Below are 18,240 nucleotides of genomic sequence, written 5' to 3'. Positions count from 1 at the left end.
ATTGGCTGGGGCGGGAGGGATCGAACCTCCGAATGGCGGAATCAAAATCCGCTGCCTTACCGCTTGGCTACGCCCCAATAGTCCGGCCCCGAAAACATGGGGATCGGCCGGCACGATCCGTGCCCGGCACCGCCGGTCTATAGAGGGAGTCTCGCCATTTCAACAGGCAGCGGGGGCGAATTTCACCCAAAATCGGCTCTATCAATGTGAGCCTTTATAAAGGATCACCGCTTCGGGTGTCCCGGGCCGACTTCCGCGCCCCGGGCGGGACTGATACGGCCCACCGGAGAGTTGAGAGAACCCCGGTTTCGTGGGAAGACGGCGGCAGCTCATTACCCAAAAAGCGAGATTATCGTCATGACTTACCGCGCGCCGATCTCCGACATCCTGCTCGCGCTCAACCACGGCGCCGGCCTGCAGGCAGCCGTGCAGGCCGGCCATTACGGCGATTTCGACGGCGACATTGCCGCCGCCGTGCTGGAGGAAGCCGGTAAATTCGCCGGCGACGTGCTGGCGCCGCTGAACCGCGTCGGCGACGAACAGGGCATCAAGCTTGCGGATAACAAGGTGACGACCGCGCCGGGCTGGCCCGATGCTTACCGACGTTGGGCGGCTGCCGGATGGAACGCAGTGTCGGGCCCAGAAGCGTTTGGCGGCCAAGGCCTGCCGCTGGCCATCAACGCCGCCTGCACCGAAATCTGGAGCGCTTCGAACATCGCCTTCGGTCTTTGCCCGCTGCTCACGCTCTCGGCGATCGAGGCGCTCGAGGCCCATGGCAGCGACGAGCTGAAACAGATCTATCTGCAAAAACTTGTGTCCGGCGAATGGACCGGCACCATGCAGCTCACCGAGTCACAAGCCGGCTCCGACGTCGGCGCGCTGCGCACCCGCGCCGAACGCGCCGGCGACGGCAGCTATCGCATCAAGGGCACCAAGATCTTCATCACCTATGGCGACCACGACATGACCGACAACATCGTGCATTTCGTGCTGGCGCGCCTGCCCGATGCGCCCGCGGGCACCAAGGGGATATCGCTGTTTTTGATTCCGAAATTACTCGTCAATGCCGACGGCTCGCTCGGGGCGCGCAACGACATCCATCCGTCCGGCGTCGAGCACAAGCTCGGCATGCACGCCTCCCCCACCTGCACCATGACGATGGGCGATCATGGCGGCGCCATCGGCTACCTGATCGGCGAGGAAAACAAGGGCATGCAATGCATGTTCACGATGATGAACCAGGCCCGCCTCGGCGTCGGCCTTGAAGGCGTCGGCATTGCCGACCGCGCCTATCAGCAGGCGCTGGCCTTTGCGCAAGAACGCAAACAGGGCCGGGCCGTCGGCAAGAAAGGCGACGGGCTCGATCCGATCATCGTGCATCCTGACGTCAAGCGCATGCTGTTGCAGATGCGCAGCATGACGGCCGCCGCGCGCTCGATCTGCTATGCGACGGCGGTGGCGTTCGATATCTCCGCACGCGCCAAGGACCCGAAGGTGCGCGCCGATGCTGCCGCGCGCGGCGCGCTGCTGACGCCGATCGCAAAGGCATTCTCCACCGACATCGGCAACGAGGTGACGTATCTCGGCGTGCAGATCCATGGCGGCATGGGCTTCATCGAGGAGACCGGCGCCGCGCAGCACTACCGCGACGCGCGCATCACCTCGATCTACGAGGGCACCAACGGCATCCAGTCGATCGATCTCGTCACGCGCAAACTCGCCGCCAATGGCGGCGCATCGGTATGGGCCCTGCTCGATGAACTCAACGGCATCGTCAAGCAGGTCGAAACATCGAACGATCCCGGCTTCGGCACGACAGGTGCAAAACTGCGCGACGCGCTCGGCTCGCTCGAGCGCGCCAGCAAGTGGCTACTCGAGCGAGTGGCGTCTGCGCCGAACGATGCGCTTGCCGGCGCCACGCCCTATCTGCGCCTGTTCGGTTCCACACTCGGCGGCTGCATGCTGGCCGGCGAAGCGCTGGCCGCGAAGAGCCATGGCGATGCCGGCGATCCGCAGCGCTACGTGACCGTCGCGCGGTTCTTCGCCGAGAACATCACCGTGCAGGCGGGATCGCTGGAGAAGACGGTGACGGATAGCGCCGAAGCGGTGAACGGCGCGGACGCGGTGTGGCTGGGGTGACGGTTGGTAGCACCGTTAAACCCTCATGGTTAGGAGGCGCGCAGCGCCGTCTCGAACCATATGGCCCGGCTGGTGCCATTCATCCTTCGACACGCGCGAAGACGCGCTCCTCAGGGATGAGGTCGGGCAGCCTGATGGGATTGGAAGAGGATAGGCCGACCAATCTACGGAACGCAACAGCCACTGCGACAGCGGCCAGGCTTCCAGCCCAGTCCGCTCAAGATCAAGGCCGAGCGAATGGAACCAGGCGATCAATACCTCCGGTTCGCTTGCTACCTTGGCCTCCCGCACGATATTGCCGCTCGCGTCAACAACACACACGCTTGAGCATTCCAAAGACACGTCGATTCCGGCATAGTGGTTCATGGTCGTTCCTCAATGATGCTTGGAGCGGGCTTGCCCGACTCCGTTCAACACCATCAGTTTGAGGGACGACCGCCTTCGCCAGCAAGCCGCGAGCGAGCGCGCAACCACACAGCGCCGTAGCGAGTGAGCGGCTTGCTGTGAGCCCGCCGGCCCGTTACCCCATCTATAGGCATGCCCTTTGTCGGGTAGCGGCACGCAAGTCCCAAAAATAAACAATAAGTTCCATCATGCTGCTCGTTGTTTTGAAGCAACACCCTTGAAAAAAGGGATGATCCCGTAGTCTCTCGCCGTTGCGCATTCATTTCGCAATCCGAAGAATGAACGCCGTCGCGTGCTTGTGTAATCAGGCTCATGCGGAGCCTTGGGAGGCCGGATCATGGACCCCTGGCAATTGGCGACGACGGCGCAGCGCCGCATCAATCTTGTCGCGGGCCTGGCGCTCGCGAGCTGGGTTCTGGTTTGCCTCGCCAGCTTCGGTTCGGCCCCCATCGAACGCGTCAGCGCTTCTGTCAAGAATACCGGTGCTTCCACCGAGAACGCCGACGCCTCCATTGAGAACGCCACTGCGCCTTCAATTGTGGAACACCAGGAACCAGCTCTCGCCGCAAGCACGGAGCCTGCGGACACGCCGCCGGTGATCGCTGTTGCAAGCGCCGCCATTGATGCCATCGATCTGCCGATCCGTACCGCGCCCGTGATCGAGAAAGCACCTGATACGACGCAAGCTCCTGACACGATCGCAGGCTCGGATGACCCGAAAACTTTTGTCGTGGCCTCGCTGACCGATCCGGCAGAGGTACTATCGCCCGAAGCTTCCTCCGCCGAGGTAGCGACGACGATCACGCCCGATCCCGCACCCGACAATGCCCAGCCGGCTGTTCGCACCCTCGAAATCAACGAGGAATGTCTGGTCGCGGAGATCTGCATCGATCGTTATTTGTGGGCCCTCTATGAACGCGCGCCCAAGATCGACGCCATCAAGGTGCATGAACGGAGGAAAGTCACGGTCAAGAGGAAAGGCAAGACGGTGACTGTCACCAAAACCTTTACCAGGCGCGTCGACGAGGATTTTACGTGGAAGGACCCGAAGGCCGCGGAAAAAGCCGGCATGGCGATGATGGACTATGTGATCGGCGGTATGGATCGGAGCTTCAAGCTAAAGCTCTTTCATACGCTCCATGCGGCGGAGCAGGCCGGGCTCTCGCCCGGCATCACCAGCGCGTTTCGCGATGACTACCGTCAATCGATCGCCAGCGGACTGAAGGCGGCAAGCGATCGATCCTACCATGGCGGCAGTTTGCGCGGCGGCTATGGCCGCGGGCTTGCGGCCGACGTGGTGAGCGTCAAGGGCGCGAGCCGGGCGCAGCGATGGGTCTCCACGGAAAAGCTCTGGAAATGGATCGATGAACGCGGCAAGGAATTTGGAATCGGGCGGCCTTACCTCGACAGAGATCCGCCCCATCTGGGGCCGATCGACGGCAAGGAATATGCCTCTCGCCGCGGCGGAACGAAGACGCAAGAGGCGCAAGCGAGTATCAAGAAGCGCGTCCGGGTGACCGCGCGGCACGATCACAAGCGGCACGATCGCGGCGTGGCGAAACAGGCGAGAACCGCAAAATTGTCGAAAGCCAGGACCATGTAGCCGGTTGAGGCACGCCTTCCCGCTGATGCGGGAGCAAGTAGCCCGCATGCGTGCAGCGACATGCGGGAGAAGCCCCGGATATCGCGGAGCCTGTCATCGGGCACGCGACCCGTCGGCTCTTCCGGCCCTTAGCTTGAATTGGCGATCCCTTTTCACCTCGCCTCCTTTAGCGTCGCGAAGCGGCCGCAGCGACCGTCAAGGCGATCGCTGCGGGATCGCAGCAGAGCACCATCAACATGATCAGCCAGCGAACTGCGGCTTCGGGTGCGGCGCCGACCATCGTCGCGAGATACCGGATCGGTCCTGTGGATGCCTCAATGCGGGAACGTTCACCGGCCAGCGCTGCGCGTTGCGCCTGCAGCCCTACCAGCGTCGCGGTGGCCGCCTGCCGCTGCGTATCCAGCCCGTCCCGCGTCGCGCGCTCCTGCGTTGCGATGTTGATCGCCCGCGTCACCCGGCCACGCCGTGTCGATTCATCCACGGCGCGGTCGATCTGCGCGATGCGGCCGGCCAAATCGGCAACGACAGCCGATTGCGCCGAGACCCGAGCGTCGAGCGATTCAATGCGCTCGGTAACGCTGGAACGCGCGGTGGCCGCGACGCTGACATGCGCCTCGACCAGCTTGCCGAACACGCCGGCGGCGTTGATCAGCGCAAGGCCGGCAACGAGGGCGACCATGACCGAGCGCATTTTCCAGTTGGTCCGGCGCCAATGCGCCGCCAGCCATCCGGCGATCACGAGCTTGCCGGCTTCCATCGTGGCGGCGAGCACCATGACGCCAACCGGATCACCGGGAAAGATTTCGGCCATGCCGGCGACTGAAAAATAGGCAGCAACCGTCGCCAGCGCGAGAGCCGCAAAAAGGGCAAAGGCGCGGCTGGCGCGTTCGCGTTCCGGAGGCGCGGGAATGGGCTCCGGCACGGCGAGCGCAGCGGAAACCGTCGGCGGCTCGAGCGGCGCGCTCGGCGACTCTGGCTCGACGTTGGCCTTGGTTGCCTCCGTTTCCTTGGCCTTGATGACCTTAGTCGCCCTGGTGGCTTTGGTACGACCGGCCGCCGAAGAGGAGCGGCTGCGCTTCTTTGCTGCCAGGGGCGCCTTGCCGGATGGTTCAACGCTGAGGTCTTCCGCCGGTGTTGCCACCAGTCTAGGGGCGCGATTTGAAGCATTGGCCCAGGCGTCAAGCTGATGCCTTATGCGCACAGCGTCGCTGTCGCCCTCCGTCAGTTCGGTCGCGGAGATCGCTTGTGTGGTTGCACGGCCTGTCATGTGGCACCCCGCCTGGTAACGGCGCAAGCCAGCTTCTCCTCGGCGAAGAACTGGAGTGCGCCGTAACCTTCCGTGTCGACGGCATATCTAAAGCTTCCATCAACGGTCGGAAACACGGCGACAACCGTGCCGGACTCGTGGTCGTTGGCGACGTTTTCGACTTGCTCGCCAATCGCAAACTTCGACATCGAAAACTCCTTCTGGATTCGTCGATGCGATTATATCTCCACGCGTAGGCCGTAGCTTCTTAACGATGTACCTTCCGGAATTTAGGACGATGGTTGTTGCACTAATGCCTCATCCGGCTCGCAGAGGGAACCGCTCTACAGGTGGAACGTCAGACGGCACAGCGCGATGTTCGGATTGAGTCCGAAACGCATTTCAAAGCCAACATCAGTCGCCCAGCTTGCGAGTTGCAGAGTTGCTCGCGACTGCCGTGCTGGGCAAACGCGATAACCATCGGGCGGTGAGCGCAGCATCGATATCGCTCAATGCATAGACATGGGTTTCGCGGAGTTTATCATCGGGCCGGCCAAAGGCCGGACCCGTTGGCTCTACCCATCTTGCGAGGGATGCAATTTCTTGCCGCGGGCGTCAGCACAAGCCGAAGCGAGGCAATCCAGAACTGTTGCCGCATGATGACAGTTACAGCCATTCCGGCGCGGCCACCGTAGTTCTACGCTTTGCGAATCGTCCACCCCCGGACTCTACTGTCCGCCGCAATTTGTATTCCTTGAGCGTTCTATCGGCCGTCCTGCGTCCAAAAGGACGCAGCTGCTGAAATGCGTATTTTCACGGTCCAATTTCCTCCGTGCGACGCCCCAAACGCTACGGCGCGCACCAACTCTGGCATGAACTCTGCATGATGTGAGTGAACTGGATATTCAACAACGAAGGTCACCATGCTTGTCACTCTTGTCGCCGTTCTCTGCAACAGCCAGCTTTGTCTCGAAAAAATCGTCACCACCAGCGAGCAATCCGGCATCACCATGAACGCCTGCGCGGTCAACGCGCAGATCGGCATTGCCGATTGGCTCGCGAAGGGACCATATCGCGAATGGCGATTGCAACGATACAAGTGCGTGCTCGGCAAGTACGTTCCGAAGAACGAAGCCTGAGCACGCGCAACCCTGTAGGATGGATGGAGCGAAAGCGATACCCATCAATTGCGCCTTAAAACAGTGATGGGTTTCGCTGCGCTCTGCGCATCCTACCAGATCTACTCAATCGGCTTCAGCCCGGCCTCGATTGCCGCGCGGCGCGGCTCGAGGAAGGGCGGCAGCGCCAGCTTTTCGCCGAGCGTTTCCATGGGCTCGTCGGTCGCAAAGCCCGGGCTGTCGGTGGCGATCTCGAACAGGATGCCGTTGGGCTCGCGGAAATAGAGGCTGCGGAAATAGAAGCGGTCGATCTCGCCGCTGTTGGGAACGCGTAGCTCGTTCAGCCGCTGCGTCCAGGCGTGGTACTGCGTCTCGTCGGGGGTGCGGAACGCGACATGGTGGACGCCACCGGCACCCTGGCCGGCGATCGGAGAGGACTTATCCTCGATCACATGCAGTTCGGCGGCTGGACTACTCTCTCCTTTTGCCTCGCCCATCTCGAACACGTGAATCTCCGCGCCGTGGGCGGCATACTCGCGCACGCGGCGCATGTTCATGACCTCGGTCAGCACGAAGGCGGTGCGCGAGAGTTCCTGCACGGTCAACACGATCGGACCGAGCCCGCGGATCTGGTGCTCTGCCGGCACCGGGCTGCGTTCCCACGGCGAGGCCGGTCCCGCACCGCCATCATCGACCAGCACCAGCCGCTGCCCCTCACCATCCTCGAACGGCAGCGTCAGGCGGCCGTCGACTTCGACGATATCGCGGGTCGCCGCGCCGGCATTCTTGAGGCGATCCCGCCAGTAGCCGAGGGTCTTCTCGCCGGCGACGCGCAGGCCGGTACGCGAGATCGAATTGGTTCCGCGCCGCTCGGGCGCGGCCGGGAAATCGAAGAAGGTGAGATCGGTGCCCGGATTGGCTTTGCCATCCGCATAGAACAGGTGATAGGCGCTGACGTCGTCCTGGTTGACGGTCTTCTTCACCAGCCGCATGCCAAGCAGGCCCGTGTAGAAGGCCAAATTCTCCCGCGGCTTCGCCGAGATCGCGGTCAAATGATGAATTCCGCCTAGCTGCATTGCATTATCCTCACACTACTTCCCGGGAAAAATCGCCCGGGACAGTTTGGCCTCTTGCCGGATCATGTAGGATATGGCCCGATGAATGGCCAGCGGCACCGTCGCCGCTCGTGACCTCAAGGACAGCTCCATGACCGGGCACCTCATTGTGTCGGACGAAGATGCGACGCGCGTAATCAAGTTGCGACGGCCCGAGAAAAAGAACGCATTCACCCAGGACATGTATCGCGGGATGAGCGATGCGATCGACACCGCACAGAACAATCCCGATATCCGCTGCATCATCATCACAGGCGGTTCGGGCGTATTCACCGCCGGCAACGATCTCGAGGATTTTCTCAAGGAGAGTACTTCGAATACCGATTTGCCACGCGCCGCCTCCAACGCCGTAAAACTGCTTTACTCGCTGGCGCACAACGTCAAGCCGATCATCGCCGCCGTCGACGGTGTCGCGATCGGCATTGGCACCACTATGCTGTTCCATTGCGACTATGTGCTGGCCAGCACGACCGCAATCTTTTCCACTCCGTTCATCAATCTCGGACTGGTGCCCGAAGGCGCTTCCAGCCTGTTGATGCCCCGCACGATGGGTCACCAGCGCGCTTTCGCTATGCTGGTTATGGGCCGCAAGTTTTCCGCCGACGAGGCGCGCGAGGCGGGCTTCGTCAATGTGGTGGTAGCGCCCGGACACACCGAAGCCGAGGCGCGCAAGGTCGCGCGCGAGATTTGCGCGTTGCCAGCGGAAGCCGTCGCGATCTCGCGCAAACTGCTAAGACTGCCGCCGGAGGACATGACGCGCCGGATCGACCAGGAAGGCCATCTGTTCGGCGAACGGTTGCGCTCGAAGGAAGCGGTGACTGCGTTCAAGGCGTTCTTCGAGCGGAAGAAGGGGTAGCTATCGTGTAGGGCGGGCAAATGCGCGTGAGCGCCGTGCCCACCATCTTCCACTTAGAGCAAGTTCGAGTGTGTGTTGGTGGGCACGCTACGCTTTGCCCATTCTACGAAGTCCAGCCTTGATCCCGTACATCCGTGCCATGAGAATTCTCTTCCGTCCTATCCTTGCATTGATGATCATGCTGGCGCCGGCCGCGTCATCTCGCGCGCAAGCACCAGCGCCGGTGGACCTGCGCATTCTCGCGATCAACGATTTTCACGGCTATCTCCGCCCGCCGCCGGGCGGGATCACGATCGCCGATCCCGAGGACAGGACGAAGAAGGTGACCGTCGCCGCCGGCGGCGCCGAGCATATGGCGACGCTGGTCAGCCAGCTTCGCGACGGGCACAAGAACTCGATCTTCGTCGCGGCCGGCGACCTGATCGGCGCCAGCCCGTTTTTATCGGCGATGTTCCACGACGAGCCGACGATCGAGGCGCTGTCGATGATGGGGCTGGCGCTTTCCTCCGTCGGCAATCACGAATTCGACGAGGGCAAGGACGAACTGTTGCGCATGCAGAATGGCGGCTGCCACCCGGTCGACCAATGCCAGGGGCCACACCCGTTTGCGGGCGCGAAATTCCGTTATCTCGCCGCCAGCACGTTCGAGAAGAGCAGCGGCAAGACGGTGTTTCCTCCATACGAAATCCGCACGTTCGACGGCATCCCGGTCGCCTTCATCGGCCTGACCCTGAAGGGTACGCCGGGCCTTGTCTCACCTGTCGGCATTGCCGGCCTCGAATTCCGCGACGAGGCGGAAACGGTGAACGCGCTGATCCCGGAACTGAAGGCGCGCGGCGTCGAGGCCATTGTCGTGCTGGTCCATGAAGGCGGCCTACCGACGGGCGATTACAATGAATGTCCCGGCGTTTCGGGGCCGATCGTCGATATCGTCAAAAAATTCGACAGGGCGGTGGATGTCGTGGTCTCCGGCCACACCCACCGCGCCTATGTCTGCGAGATCGATGGGCGGCTCGTCACCTCCGGCGACAAATACGGCACGCTCGTCACCGGGATCGATCTCAAGCTCGATCCGGTCACGCGCGACGTCATCAGCGCCAAGGCCGACAACAACATCGTCCGCACCGCAACGCTGGCGAAAGATGCTCAGCAAACCGCGCTGCTGGAAGCCTATGACCGGGTTGCCGCACCGATCGCCAACCGCCCGGCGGGCTCAGTGACGGCGACGCTGTCGCGCGTGCCCAATGCCGCCGGCGAAAGCCCGCTCGGCGACATCATCGCCGATGCGCAACTCGCCGCGACCAGCACGGAAGCGAAGGGCGGCGCGGTCATCGCCTTCACCAATCCCGGCGGCGTGCGCGCCGACGTAACGCGTAAGGAAGATGGCGCGGTGACCTATGCCGACCTGTTCGCCAGCCAGCCGTTCCGCAACCAACTGGTGACGCTGACGCTGAGCGGAAAACAGATCAAGGACATGCTGGAGCAGCAATGGCTCGATCCGAAGCGGCCGCGGATCCTGCAGGTGTCGAAGGGATTTTCTTATGCGTGGGACGCTACGAGGCCTGACGGCGAACGCGTGCTGGCGGAGCGGATGTCGCTGAACGGGCAACCGGTCGATCCCGCCGCGAGCTATCGCGTCACTGTCAACAATTTCCTTTTCGTCGGCGGCGACGGTTTCACCGTTCTCACGGAAGGAACCGCGCCGCAGGTCGGCATCTACGACGTCGACGCGCTGCACGCCTACTTTGCGGCGAACAGCCCAGTCAGCCCGACCGCCGCCGATCGCATCGTCAGGATCAACTAAGGCGAACGGCCGTGGGCCTTTCCGAGCGGCCTCTAACCGCCTAGATTAGCCCTCCCTTACCGGCGCGCGCCTTACGCCAGGATTTTGCATGACGCTGCTTCTGACCCACACCGCCTGTCTCGACCATGTCACGCCTCCGGGGCACCCCGAGCGCCCTGACCGGCTGCGCGCGGTCGCCGAGGTGCTGGCGGATGAACGCTTCAAGCCGCTCACACGCGGCGAAGCGCCGGAAGGCAGTCTCGATTCGGTCATGCTGTGCCACGGCGAGCATTATGTCGGCGAACTCCGCCACATCGCTCCGCAAAGCGGGATGATCTATATCGATGGCGACACCTCGATGTCGCCGGGCACCTGGGAAGCGGTGATGCGCGGCGTCGGCGGCGCGGTGACCGCGACCGATGCGGTGATGGCCGGAACCCACCAGAACGCCTTCGTCGCGGTGCGCCCGCCCGGCCATCATGCCGAGGTCTCCAAGCCAATGGGCTTCTGCTTCTTCGACAATGCCGCGATCGCAGCGCGGCACGCCCAGCTCAAATACGGCATCGGCCGCGCCGCGATCGTCGACTTTGACGTTCATCACGGCAACGGCACGCAGGACATCTTCTGGCACGATCCCACCGTGATGTATTGCTCGACGCACCAGATGCCGCTGTTTCCGGGCACCGGCGCCAGCGGCGAGCGCGGCGAGCATGACACCATCGTCAATGCGCCGCTGGCTTCCGAAGACGGCAGCGCAAAATTCCGTGCCGCGTTCGAAAACCTGATCCTGCCGCAACTACAGAAATTCTCGCCGGAACTGATCATTATCTCCGCCGGCTTCGACGCGCATTACCGCGACCCTCTCGCCTCGATCAACCTGAAGGCGGACGATTTCGGCTGGGTCACCCGCAAGCTGATGGATGTGGCGGACAATAGCGCCAGCGGCCGGGTTGTCTCGGTGCTGGAGGGCGGCTACGACCTGCAGGGGCTGAAGGAGTCGGTGGCGGCGCATGTCACGGCGCTGATGGGCGCGTAATCCCCGCCACAAAGGCCCGTAAAGCCTTTGTTTTGACGCGTTTTCTCCATGCGAGCCGGTATCCACTTCGCTCGAAAACGCTATAGTTTGATTCCGCGCCTGAACGGGGCGCATTCGGGAACTAAATATGGCCGAAAATAACCAGATGGACGTCAAAAAACTCTCCTTCGAGCGGGCGATCGAGGAGCTTGAATCGATCGTGAAGCGGCTTGAGGACGGCAAGGTGCCGCTGGAGGAATCGGTCGCGATCTACGAACGTGGCGAGGCGCTGAAGCGCCGCTGCGAAGAATTGCTGCGGCAGGCGGAGGCCCGCGTCGACAAGATCACGACCGATGCCAACGGCCAGGTCACGGGGACCGAGCCGCTCGACGTGCAGTAAACCCGCCGTCTGCTCTTTCGGGGTTCGGTGCAACAATCGGGAATGTTGGGCGAATTCCGCCCTCCCGGCCATGGGAGACCGACCGGCCGAATTAGTTCTTTGCCCCCCGCACAGCCTGATATAGTCCGTCACCACTCGGGGACACTACGTGCGCGTCCAGCACCGCCATATCATCTATATTCAGGGCTACGATCCGCGCGGGCTGGCGCAATATTACCGCATGTTCCGGACCGAGCTGCGCAAGTTCGGCCGGCTTTACCAACTCCAGGCCACCATCAGCCGGCCAAAGGTGGCGTCCGACGACGAGATCGCGTCCTGGACCATCGATACCAAGGCTGAGGACTGGCAGACCCGCACGTCCTACGACTTCCTCCGGTTCGAGGATTTCATCCAGCAAGACCTGGCGTCGCCAATCTGGCGCACGGTGTTCAGCGCGGTCTGGATTTACTGGCGCCTTGTCTTTGCCGGCACCATCGCCCGCTTCGGCAAGGCGAACTGGCGTTTTGCAACTTTCATCACCTATCCGCACCTGATGCTGTTGCTGGAAGCCGCGTGTGCCGCCGCCGTCGCCTTCGTTTTCGAGAAGGGTCTGAACGCCATCGGCATTCCCGACGTTTTCAGTATCGCCATCGCGGCCGCCCTCTTCGTTGCCCTGCTCGGCACGGTGCTGAAATACACCGAGAATGCCACTTACGTGCTCTATCTCCTGTGCGACACGATCTGGACTTGGGAGTTCTCGCACCGTGAGCGCCCGGAATGGGACCAGCGCATCGGCCGGTTTGCGCAGCATCTGGTCGATGTCGCCAAGAGCACTGACGCCGACGAGATCGTCATCGTCGGCCATAGTTCGGGATCGTTTCTGTCGACGGAAATGCTGGCGCGCGCGCTCAAGCTCGATCCCGCGCTCGGCCGCCACGGGTCGCGGATCGTGCTGCTGACGATTGGCGGCAATTTCCCGATCGTTGGCTATCACGCCGTGTCCACGGAGTTTCGCGAGCATCTGCGGATGCTGGCGGTCGAGCCGTCGGTCGACTGGATCGACTGTCAGGCCCGCAAGGACGTGATGAATTTCTACCAGTTCGATCCGATCACGAGCCACGGCATCGATGTCGGAGCAGCCCGGCGCAACCCGAAGATCGTGCCGGTTCGCTTCCGTGACGTCATCCGGCCCGAGCACTACAAGAAATTCCGCTGGCAGTTCTTCCGCGTGCATTTCCAGTTCGTGATGGCCAACGAGCTGCCCAACGCCTACGACTTCTTCATGATCGTCTGCGGGCCGCTCCCGCTCAGCGCGCGCATGGCCGTCCCCGACGCCGCGCTTGATATTGCCACCGGCGACTCCGGGGCGCGTGATCGGGCCTGGAAGAGGATCGAATCAGCCCCGATGGCGGCTGGAAGCGCCGTTGATTTGGGAAAAATGGAACCTTCCGTCCGCCGCAGCGGTTGAACAATCCGGTTTTTTCCGCGACCTACCAAGGAACCGATCCTGCTCTCCGGGTTGGCTTTGACGGCTGCTTTGGTGTAAAGCTTGCCGTTCCATGGGCTGAGGAAAGTGGCCTGCCGCTGATTTCCGACGCCAGCAAGTTCTTCAAATCGCTAAGGAAACTGACCGGGAAGGGTTAAAAGCTACCAACGTGATGCATATCACATGGTTTGAACCGGAGTGCATCTAGGCTTTCAAATCAGATACCGGCCCGCCGAGGTGGCACCTGGCATCTGAATTCTCACTGCGCGGTTAACGCGTACCCCATCTCGCGTCGGGTTATCGCCCCGACATGCAAAATTGGAATATCGCTGTGACCACATTTAGTAAAACGCCGCTTCTGGACACCATTCGCACGCCCGATGATCTTCGCAAGCTCAAAATCGAACAGGTGCGCCAGGTCGCGGACGAGCTCCGCCAGGAAACCATCGACGCCGTCTCGGTGACCGGCGGCCACTTCGGCGCCGGCCTCGGCGTCGTCGAACTGACCACCGCGATCCACTACATCTTCGATACGCCGCGCGACCGCCTGATCTGGGACGTCGGCCACCAGGCTTACCCGCACAAGATCCTGACCGGCCGCCGCGACCGCATCCGCACGCTGCGCACCGGCGGCGGTCTCTCCGGCTTCACCAAGCGCACCGAGAGCGACTACGACCCGTTCGGCGCCGCACACTCCTCGACCTCGATCTCCGCCGGCCTCGGCATGGCCGTGGCGCGCGACCTCTCCGGCGGCAAGAACAACGTGATCGCCGTAATCGGCGACGGCGCGATGTCGGCCGGCATGGCCTATGAGGCCATGAACAACGCCGGCGCGATGAATTCACGGCTGATCGTCATCCTCAACGACAACGACATGTCGATTGCGCCGCCGGTCGGTGCGATGAGCGCCTATCTCTCCCGCCTCTATTCCGGCAAGACCTACCGCACGCTGCGCGACGCGGCCAAACAGATCAACAAGCGTCTGCCGAAAATCCTCGCCAACCGCGCCAACCGCGTCGAGGAATATTCCCGCGGCTTCATGATGGACGGCGGCACGCTGTTCGAGGAACTCGGCTTCTATTACGTCGGCCCGATCGACGGCCACAATCTCGACCATCTGCTGCCGGTCCTGAAGAACGTCCGCGATATGGAAACCGGCCCGATCCTTGTTCACGTCGTGACGCAAAAGGGCAAGGGCTACGCCCCCGCGGAAGCCTCCGCCGACAAGTATCACGCGGTCGTCAAGTTCGACGTCGCGACCGGCGCGCAGGCCAAGGCCAAGCCGAATGCGCCGGCCTACCAGAACGTGTTCGGCCAGAGCCTGGTCAAGGAAGCCGAGAAGGACGACAAAATCGTCGCCATCACCGCCGCGATGCCGTCGGGCACCGGCGTTGACATCTTCAACAAGTCATTCCCGCAGCGCACCTTCGACGTCGGCATTGCCGAGCAGCATGCGGTGACCTTTGCGGCGGGTCTGGCCACCGAAGGCTACAAGCCGTTCTGCGCGATCTACTCGACCTTCCTGCAGCGCGGCTACGACCAGGTGGTCCATGACGTTGCGATCCAGAGCCTGCCGGTGCGTTTTGCGATCGACCGCGCCGGCCTGGTTGGCGCCGATGGCGCGACCCATGCCGGCTCGTTCGACAACGCCTATCTCGGCTGCCTGCCGAACTTCGTCATCATGGCGGCGTCCGACGAAGCCGAGCTGGTGCACATGGTCGCCACCCAAGTAGCGATCAACGACCGTCCGAGCGCGGTGCGTTATCCGCGTGGCGAAGGCCGCGGCGTCGAAATGCCGGAAGTCGGCATTCCCCTCGAGATCGGCAAGGGCCGCATCGTCCGCCAGGGCAACAAGATCGCCCTGTTCTCCTTCGGCACACGTCTGGCCGAATGCGAGAAGGCCGCAGACGAACTCGCCGCGCATGGCCTCTCCACCACCATCGCCGATGCGCGCTTCATGAAGCCGCTCGATGTCGATCTCTTGTTGAAGCTGGCCCGCGACCACGAGGTGCTGCTCACCATCGAGGAAGGCTCGATCGGCGGCTTTGGTTCGCACGTCATGCAGACGCTGGCCGAATACGGCATGCTCGACGGCGGCTTGCGCATGCGCGCGTTGATCCTGCCCGACGAGTTCATCGACCACGATACGCCGAACGCGATGTACGCCCATGCCGGCCTTGACGCCAAGGGCATCGTCGCCAAGGTGTTTGATGCGCTCGGCAAGGACTACAAGACCGAGACCGTCAAGCTCGCCTGAGGGCAAGCTCCGTCGATTTGATCGGTTTGACCGCGGCCTCGTTCCACCTCTCCCGCTTGCGGGGATCGAGACGAGCGAAGCTCGCTTTTGGGTCGCATCGATGCGATGCGGGTGGGGGAAGCTCTCCCACTCGAACAGTACGCATCGCGGATGCACCCCAGCCCAGCCCTCCCCCGCAAGCGGGAGAGGGAGCGCAGTCCCGCCGTGATCGGCTATTCGACTGACCCCATCACGTCCTGGCGCCGGTAATTCCATGAAGATCTATCTGGCAGGTCCCGACGTGTTCCTGCCGGATGCCATTGAGATCGGCCGCCGCAAGGCCGCGATCTGCGCGCACTATGGGCTAACCGGCCTTTACCCGCTCGATAACGTAATCAACCTCACTGCCCCCGATGCCTCGCTCGCGATCTTCAAGGGCAATGAAGCAATGATGGATGCGGCGGATGCGATCATTGCCAATCTTACGCCGTTTCGCGGCCCCAGTGCCGACGCCGGCACGGTCTATGAACTCGGCTACATGGCCGGCCGCGGCAAACTCTGTCTGGCCTACAGCAACGACCCCGCAGCCTATCTTGAGCGCGTAAAACGGAACTACGACGTGACCAAATCCGCCACCGGCCATCTGATCGACGGCGACGGGCTGACGGTGGAAGATTTCGGCCTGCCCGACAATCTCATGATGATCCACACGCTCGATCTGCATGGTGCTAGACTGGTGACGCCGCAACAGCGGTCTCAAAAAATCTGGCACGATCTCACCTCCTTTGAGGCCTGCGTCGCTCTGGCGGCGGATCGCGCCACCGGCAAATCGGACTGAACTTGGCTGACAAGAACGACAGCGAAACTTCTCCCCGCACGCGCGTGGACGTGCTGCTGGTCGAGCGCGGCCTGTTCGAGAGCCGCGCCCGCGCGCGCGCCGCGATCGAGGCCGGCGGCGTGATGGCCGACGGCAGGCCCGTGTTGAAACCGTCGGAGATGATCGCCGCCAGTGCCGAATTGTCTGCCCAGCCCGCGCACCCTTACGTCTCACGCGGCGGCGTCAAGCTCGCCGGCGCACTGGAGCAGTATCCGATCGAGGTCGAAGGCCACGTCTGCCTCGATGTCGGCGCGTCCACTGGCGGCTTCACCGAGGTGCTGCTGGCGAACGGCGCGAGCATCGTCTTTGCCATCGATGTCGGTCACGGCCAGTTGCATCCCTCGCTGCAGAACCATCCCAAGGTCGTGTCGATGGAAGAAACCGACATCCGCAAGTTCGAGGGCAAGCGCCTGCCCGCCCGGCCCGATATCGTTGTCATCGACGTCAGCTTCATTTCGTTGAAGGCGGTGCTGCCGGTGGCACTGTCGCTGGCCGCAGCCCCGATGCATCTGCTCGCGCTGATTAAGCCGCAGTTCGAGGCGGAGCGGAAACATTCCAAGCACGGAATCATCCGCAACGCGATGGTGCATCAGGCGATCTGCGACGACATCTCGGCGTTCGCCGCTTCTCTCGGCTGCACCGATATCCAGGTGTTTCCGTCATCGATCAAAGGCGGCGACGGCAATATCGAGTTCTTCATGGGCGCGCGCCGTGGCTGACAGCGAACGCCTCGTCATCGACCATGTCGGCCATCACGGCGACGGCGTCGCCATATCAGGCGGCGGCAATATCTATGTGCCGTACGCGCTCGGCGGCGAAACAATCGAGGCCGGTCCGGTGCCCGGCCACCATCCCGACCGCCGGCGTTTGCTCAAAGTCGAGGCCGCAAGCCCGGCGCGGGTCGCGCCGTTCTGTCCGCATTTCGGCGTCTGCGGCGGCTGTGCGATCCAGCACTGGGACGCCGAGCCCTATCGCGCCTGGAAGCGCGAGCTCGTGGTGACGACGCTTTCGCAGGCGGGGATCGATTGCGACGTCGCGCCCCTGGTCGATGCCCATGGCGCGGGCCGCCGGCGCATCACCCTGCACGGGCGGATGGGAACGCATGGCGTGCTCAAGGTCGGCTATGCGGCGGCGGGTTCGCACGACGTCGTTCCGATCGACCGCTGCCCGATCCTCGATCCGCAATTGAGCGGCGCGATCGAGGCCGCCTGGGCCATCGCCGAGCCGTTGATTGCGATGGGCAAGCCACTCGACATCCAGATCACCGCGACCAATAGCGGCCTCGACGTCGATGTGCGTGGCTCCGGGCCGGTATCGTCAGCCATGATCGCGCTTCTGTCGCGCATCGCCGAACAGCACCGGCTGGCACGGCTGACGCGCCATGGCGAACTGTTGCTGATGCGAACGCCGCCCGTGATTTCGATCGGCGCGGCGCAGGTCGTGCTGCCGCCCGGCTCCTTCCTGCAGGCAACCGTGGCGGGCGAGGAAACGTTGGCCGCGCTGGTGTCCAATCATTCCAGGCGCGCCAAACACATCCTCGACCTCTTCTGCGGCGTCGGTCCCTTCGCACTGCGGCTTGCGGCGAAAGCGCGGGTAACCGCCTTCGACAGTGACGCCGGCGCGGTAGCAGCCTTGCAGAAGGCTGCGACTTCCACCTCAGGACTGAAGCCGGTCAAGGTCGAGCCGCGCGACCTGTTTCGCCGTCCGCTGATGCCGCAGGAACTACGCGACTATGACGCGGTGGTGTTCGATCCTCCGCGGCAGGGCGCGCAGGCGCAGGCGACGCAGCTTGCGGCGAGCAAAATACCGGCGGTGGTTGCGGTCTCGTGCAACGTCACGACGTTCGCACGCGATGCGAAGATGTTGATCGACGGCGGCTACCGCATCGAAGGCGTCACACCCGTCGACCAGTTCCGCCACACGCCGCATGTGGAGCTGGTGGCGCGGTTTAACAGGTGAGCTCGTAACCCGTTGCCCGGATG

At 63.0% G+C, this 18,240-nt stretch carries 15 protein-coding genes, 1 tRNA gene and 1 pseudogene; 12 read left to right on the top strand and 5 right to left on the bottom strand.

All coding sequences use genetic code 11. The annotated features are described in order from the left end of the window. Positions 1–2: 2 nt before the first annotated feature. Positions 3–77 (bottom strand) — tRNA-Gln (locus tag HCN58_RS02015). A 280-nt stretch (positions 78–357) separates the two neighbouring features. Between HCN58_RS02015 and HCN58_RS02010 the strand changes: the two genes are divergently transcribed. Beyond that, entirely contained in the window at positions 358–2,139 is a 1,782-nt protein-coding gene (locus HCN58_RS02010) for an acyl-CoA dehydrogenase family protein (protein WP_171577693.1), read from the top strand. A 177-nt stretch (positions 2,140–2,316) separates the two neighbouring features. On the opposite strand, the pseudogene HCN58_RS02005 reads toward HCN58_RS02010, so the two are convergent. Then, a pseudogene (locus tag HCN58_RS02005) lies at positions 2,317–2,505 on the bottom strand (IS110 family transposase); the annotation flags it as partial. Positions 2,506–2,881: 376 nt separating this feature from the next. Here HCN58_RS02005 and HCN58_RS35265 point away from each other — a divergent pair. Next, on the top strand, positions 2,882–4,147 hold the full coding sequence (locus tag HCN58_RS35265; protein ID WP_210265829.1) for a ribonuclease E domain-containing protein: 1,266 nt from the start codon (positions 2,882–2,884) through the stop codon (positions 4,145–4,147). A 166-nt stretch (positions 4,148–4,313) separates the two neighbouring features. Here HCN58_RS35265 and HCN58_RS01995 read toward each other — a convergent pair whose 3' ends face one another. Both HCN58_RS01995 and HCN58_RS01990 read right to left on the bottom strand, forming a co-directional pair. Next, positions 4,314–5,414: a hypothetical protein gene (locus HCN58_RS01995; RefSeq protein WP_171577692.1), complete on the bottom strand. Its 1,101-nt coding sequence runs from the start codon at positions 5,412–5,414 to the stop codon at positions 4,314–4,316. After that, positions 5,411–5,602, bottom strand: coding sequence for a hypothetical protein (locus HCN58_RS01990; RefSeq protein ID WP_171577691.1), 192 nt, complete (start codon positions 5,600–5,602; stop codon positions 5,411–5,413). The genes HCN58_RS01995 and HCN58_RS01990 overlap by 4 nt, the downstream gene beginning before the upstream one ends. Before the next feature lie 714 nt (positions 5,603–6,316). On the opposite strand from HCN58_RS01990, the gene HCN58_RS01985 reads away from it, so the two are divergent. Then, a complete protein-coding gene (locus tag HCN58_RS01985) occupies positions 6,317–6,532 on the top strand; it encodes a hypothetical protein (protein ID WP_171577690.1) in 216 nt (71 codons plus the stop codon). A 101-nt stretch (positions 6,533–6,633) separates the two neighbouring features. Here the strand turns inward: HCN58_RS01985 and HCN58_RS01980 are convergent, their stop codons facing one another. After that, complete coding sequence (locus HCN58_RS01980) at positions 6,634–7,587, bottom strand: ring-cleaving dioxygenase (protein WP_171577689.1); 954 nt, start codon at positions 7,585–7,587, stop codon at positions 6,634–6,636. 130 nt (positions 7,588–7,717) lie between these two features. On the opposite strand from HCN58_RS01980, the gene HCN58_RS01975 reads away from it, so the two are divergent. From HCN58_RS01975 to HCN58_RS01935, 9 genes are all read left to right on the top strand, one after another. Beyond that, a complete protein-coding gene (locus HCN58_RS01975) occupies positions 7,718–8,482 on the top strand; it encodes a crotonase/enoyl-CoA hydratase family protein (RefSeq protein WP_171577988.1) in 765 nt (254 codons plus the stop codon). A 139-nt stretch (positions 8,483–8,621) separates the two neighbouring features. After that, positions 8,622–10,286, top strand: a complete 1,665-nt coding sequence (locus HCN58_RS01970) for a bifunctional metallophosphatase/5'-nucleotidase (RefSeq protein ID WP_171577688.1) — start codon at positions 8,622–8,624, stop codon at positions 10,284–10,286. Between the two features lie 88 nt (positions 10,287–10,374). Further along, complete coding sequence (locus HCN58_RS01965) at positions 10,375–11,301, top strand: histone deacetylase family protein (RefSeq protein WP_171577687.1); 927 nt, start codon at positions 10,375–10,377, stop codon at positions 11,299–11,301. Between the two features lie 127 nt (positions 11,302–11,428). After that, complete coding sequence (locus HCN58_RS01960) at positions 11,429–11,680, top strand: exodeoxyribonuclease VII small subunit (RefSeq protein ID WP_028346794.1); 252 nt, start codon at positions 11,429–11,431, stop codon at positions 11,678–11,680. A gap of 148 nt (positions 11,681–11,828) precedes the next feature. Next, positions 11,829–13,127 carry a hypothetical protein gene (locus tag HCN58_RS01955; RefSeq protein ID WP_171577686.1) on the top strand — a complete coding sequence of 433 codons (1,299 nt, stop codon included), beginning with the start codon at positions 11,829–11,831 and terminating at the stop codon, positions 13,125–13,127. Positions 13,128–13,476: 349 nt separating this feature from the next. Further along, the gene (gene dxs, locus HCN58_RS01950; protein ID WP_171577685.1) at positions 13,477–15,402 is read left to right on the top strand and encodes a 1-deoxy-D-xylulose-5-phosphate synthase; all 1,926 of its coding nucleotides are present in this window, start codon (positions 13,477–13,479) and stop codon (positions 15,400–15,402) included. 253 nt (positions 15,403–15,655) lie between these two features. Further along, positions 15,656–16,219: a nucleoside 2-deoxyribosyltransferase gene (locus HCN58_RS01945; RefSeq protein ID WP_171577684.1), complete on the top strand. Its 564-nt coding sequence runs from the start codon at positions 15,656–15,658 to the stop codon at positions 16,217–16,219. A gap of 2 nt (positions 16,220–16,221) precedes the next feature. Then, positions 16,222–16,977: a TlyA family RNA methyltransferase gene (locus HCN58_RS01940; protein WP_171577683.1), complete on the top strand. Its 756-nt coding sequence runs from the start codon at positions 16,222–16,224 to the stop codon at positions 16,975–16,977. Then, the gene (locus HCN58_RS01935) at positions 16,970–18,217 is read left to right on the top strand and encodes a class I SAM-dependent RNA methyltransferase (protein ID WP_171577682.1); all 1,248 of its coding nucleotides are present in this window, start codon (positions 16,970–16,972) and stop codon (positions 18,215–18,217) included. Before HCN58_RS01940 ends, HCN58_RS01935 begins: the two co-directional genes overlap by 8 nt. The last annotated feature ends 23 nt before the right edge of the window (positions 18,218–18,240 follow it).

The sequence above is a fragment of the Bradyrhizobium australiense genome, assembly GCF_013114825.1.
GTDB classification, from domain to species: domain Bacteria; phylum Pseudomonadota; class Alphaproteobacteria; order Rhizobiales; family Xanthobacteraceae; genus Bradyrhizobium; species Bradyrhizobium australiense.
This window is presented reverse-complemented; position numbering and strand designations above follow the sequence as displayed.

Excerpts from the sequence above, each read along its gene's own strand:
- HCN58_RS02010 (WP_171577693.1), top strand. The coding sequence starts at position 358 with ATGACTTACCGCGCGCCGATCTCCGACATCCTGCTCGCGCTCAACCAC.
- HCN58_RS35265 (WP_210265829.1), top strand. The coding sequence starts at position 2,882 with ATGGACCCCTGGCAATTGGCGACGACGGCGCAGCGCCGCATCAATCTT.
- HCN58_RS01995 (WP_171577692.1), bottom strand. The coding sequence starts at position 5,414 with ATGACAGGCCGTGCAACCACACAAGCGATCTCCGCGACCGAACTGACG.
- HCN58_RS01990 (WP_171577691.1), bottom strand. The coding sequence starts at position 5,602 with ATGTCGAAGTTTGCGATTGGCGAGCAAGTCGAAAACGTCGCCAACGAC.
- HCN58_RS01985 (WP_171577690.1), top strand. The coding sequence starts at position 6,317 with ATGCTTGTCACTCTTGTCGCCGTTCTCTGCAACAGCCAGCTTTGTCTC.
- HCN58_RS01980 (WP_171577689.1), bottom strand. The coding sequence starts at position 7,587 with ATGCAGCTAGGCGGAATTCATCATTTGACCGCGATCTCGGCGAAGCCG.
- HCN58_RS01975 (WP_171577988.1), top strand. The coding sequence starts at position 7,718 with ATGACCGGGCACCTCATTGTGTCGGACGAAGATGCGACGCGCGTAATC.
- HCN58_RS01970 (WP_171577688.1), top strand. The coding sequence starts at position 8,622 with ATGAGAATTCTCTTCCGTCCTATCCTTGCATTGATGATCATGCTGGCG.
- HCN58_RS01965 (WP_171577687.1), top strand. The coding sequence starts at position 10,375 with ATGACGCTGCTTCTGACCCACACCGCCTGTCTCGACCATGTCACGCCT.
- HCN58_RS01960 (WP_028346794.1), top strand. The coding sequence starts at position 11,429 with ATGGCCGAAAATAACCAGATGGACGTCAAAAAACTCTCCTTCGAGCGG.
- HCN58_RS01945 (WP_171577684.1), top strand. The coding sequence starts at position 15,656 with ATGAAGATCTATCTGGCAGGTCCCGACGTGTTCCTGCCGGATGCCATT.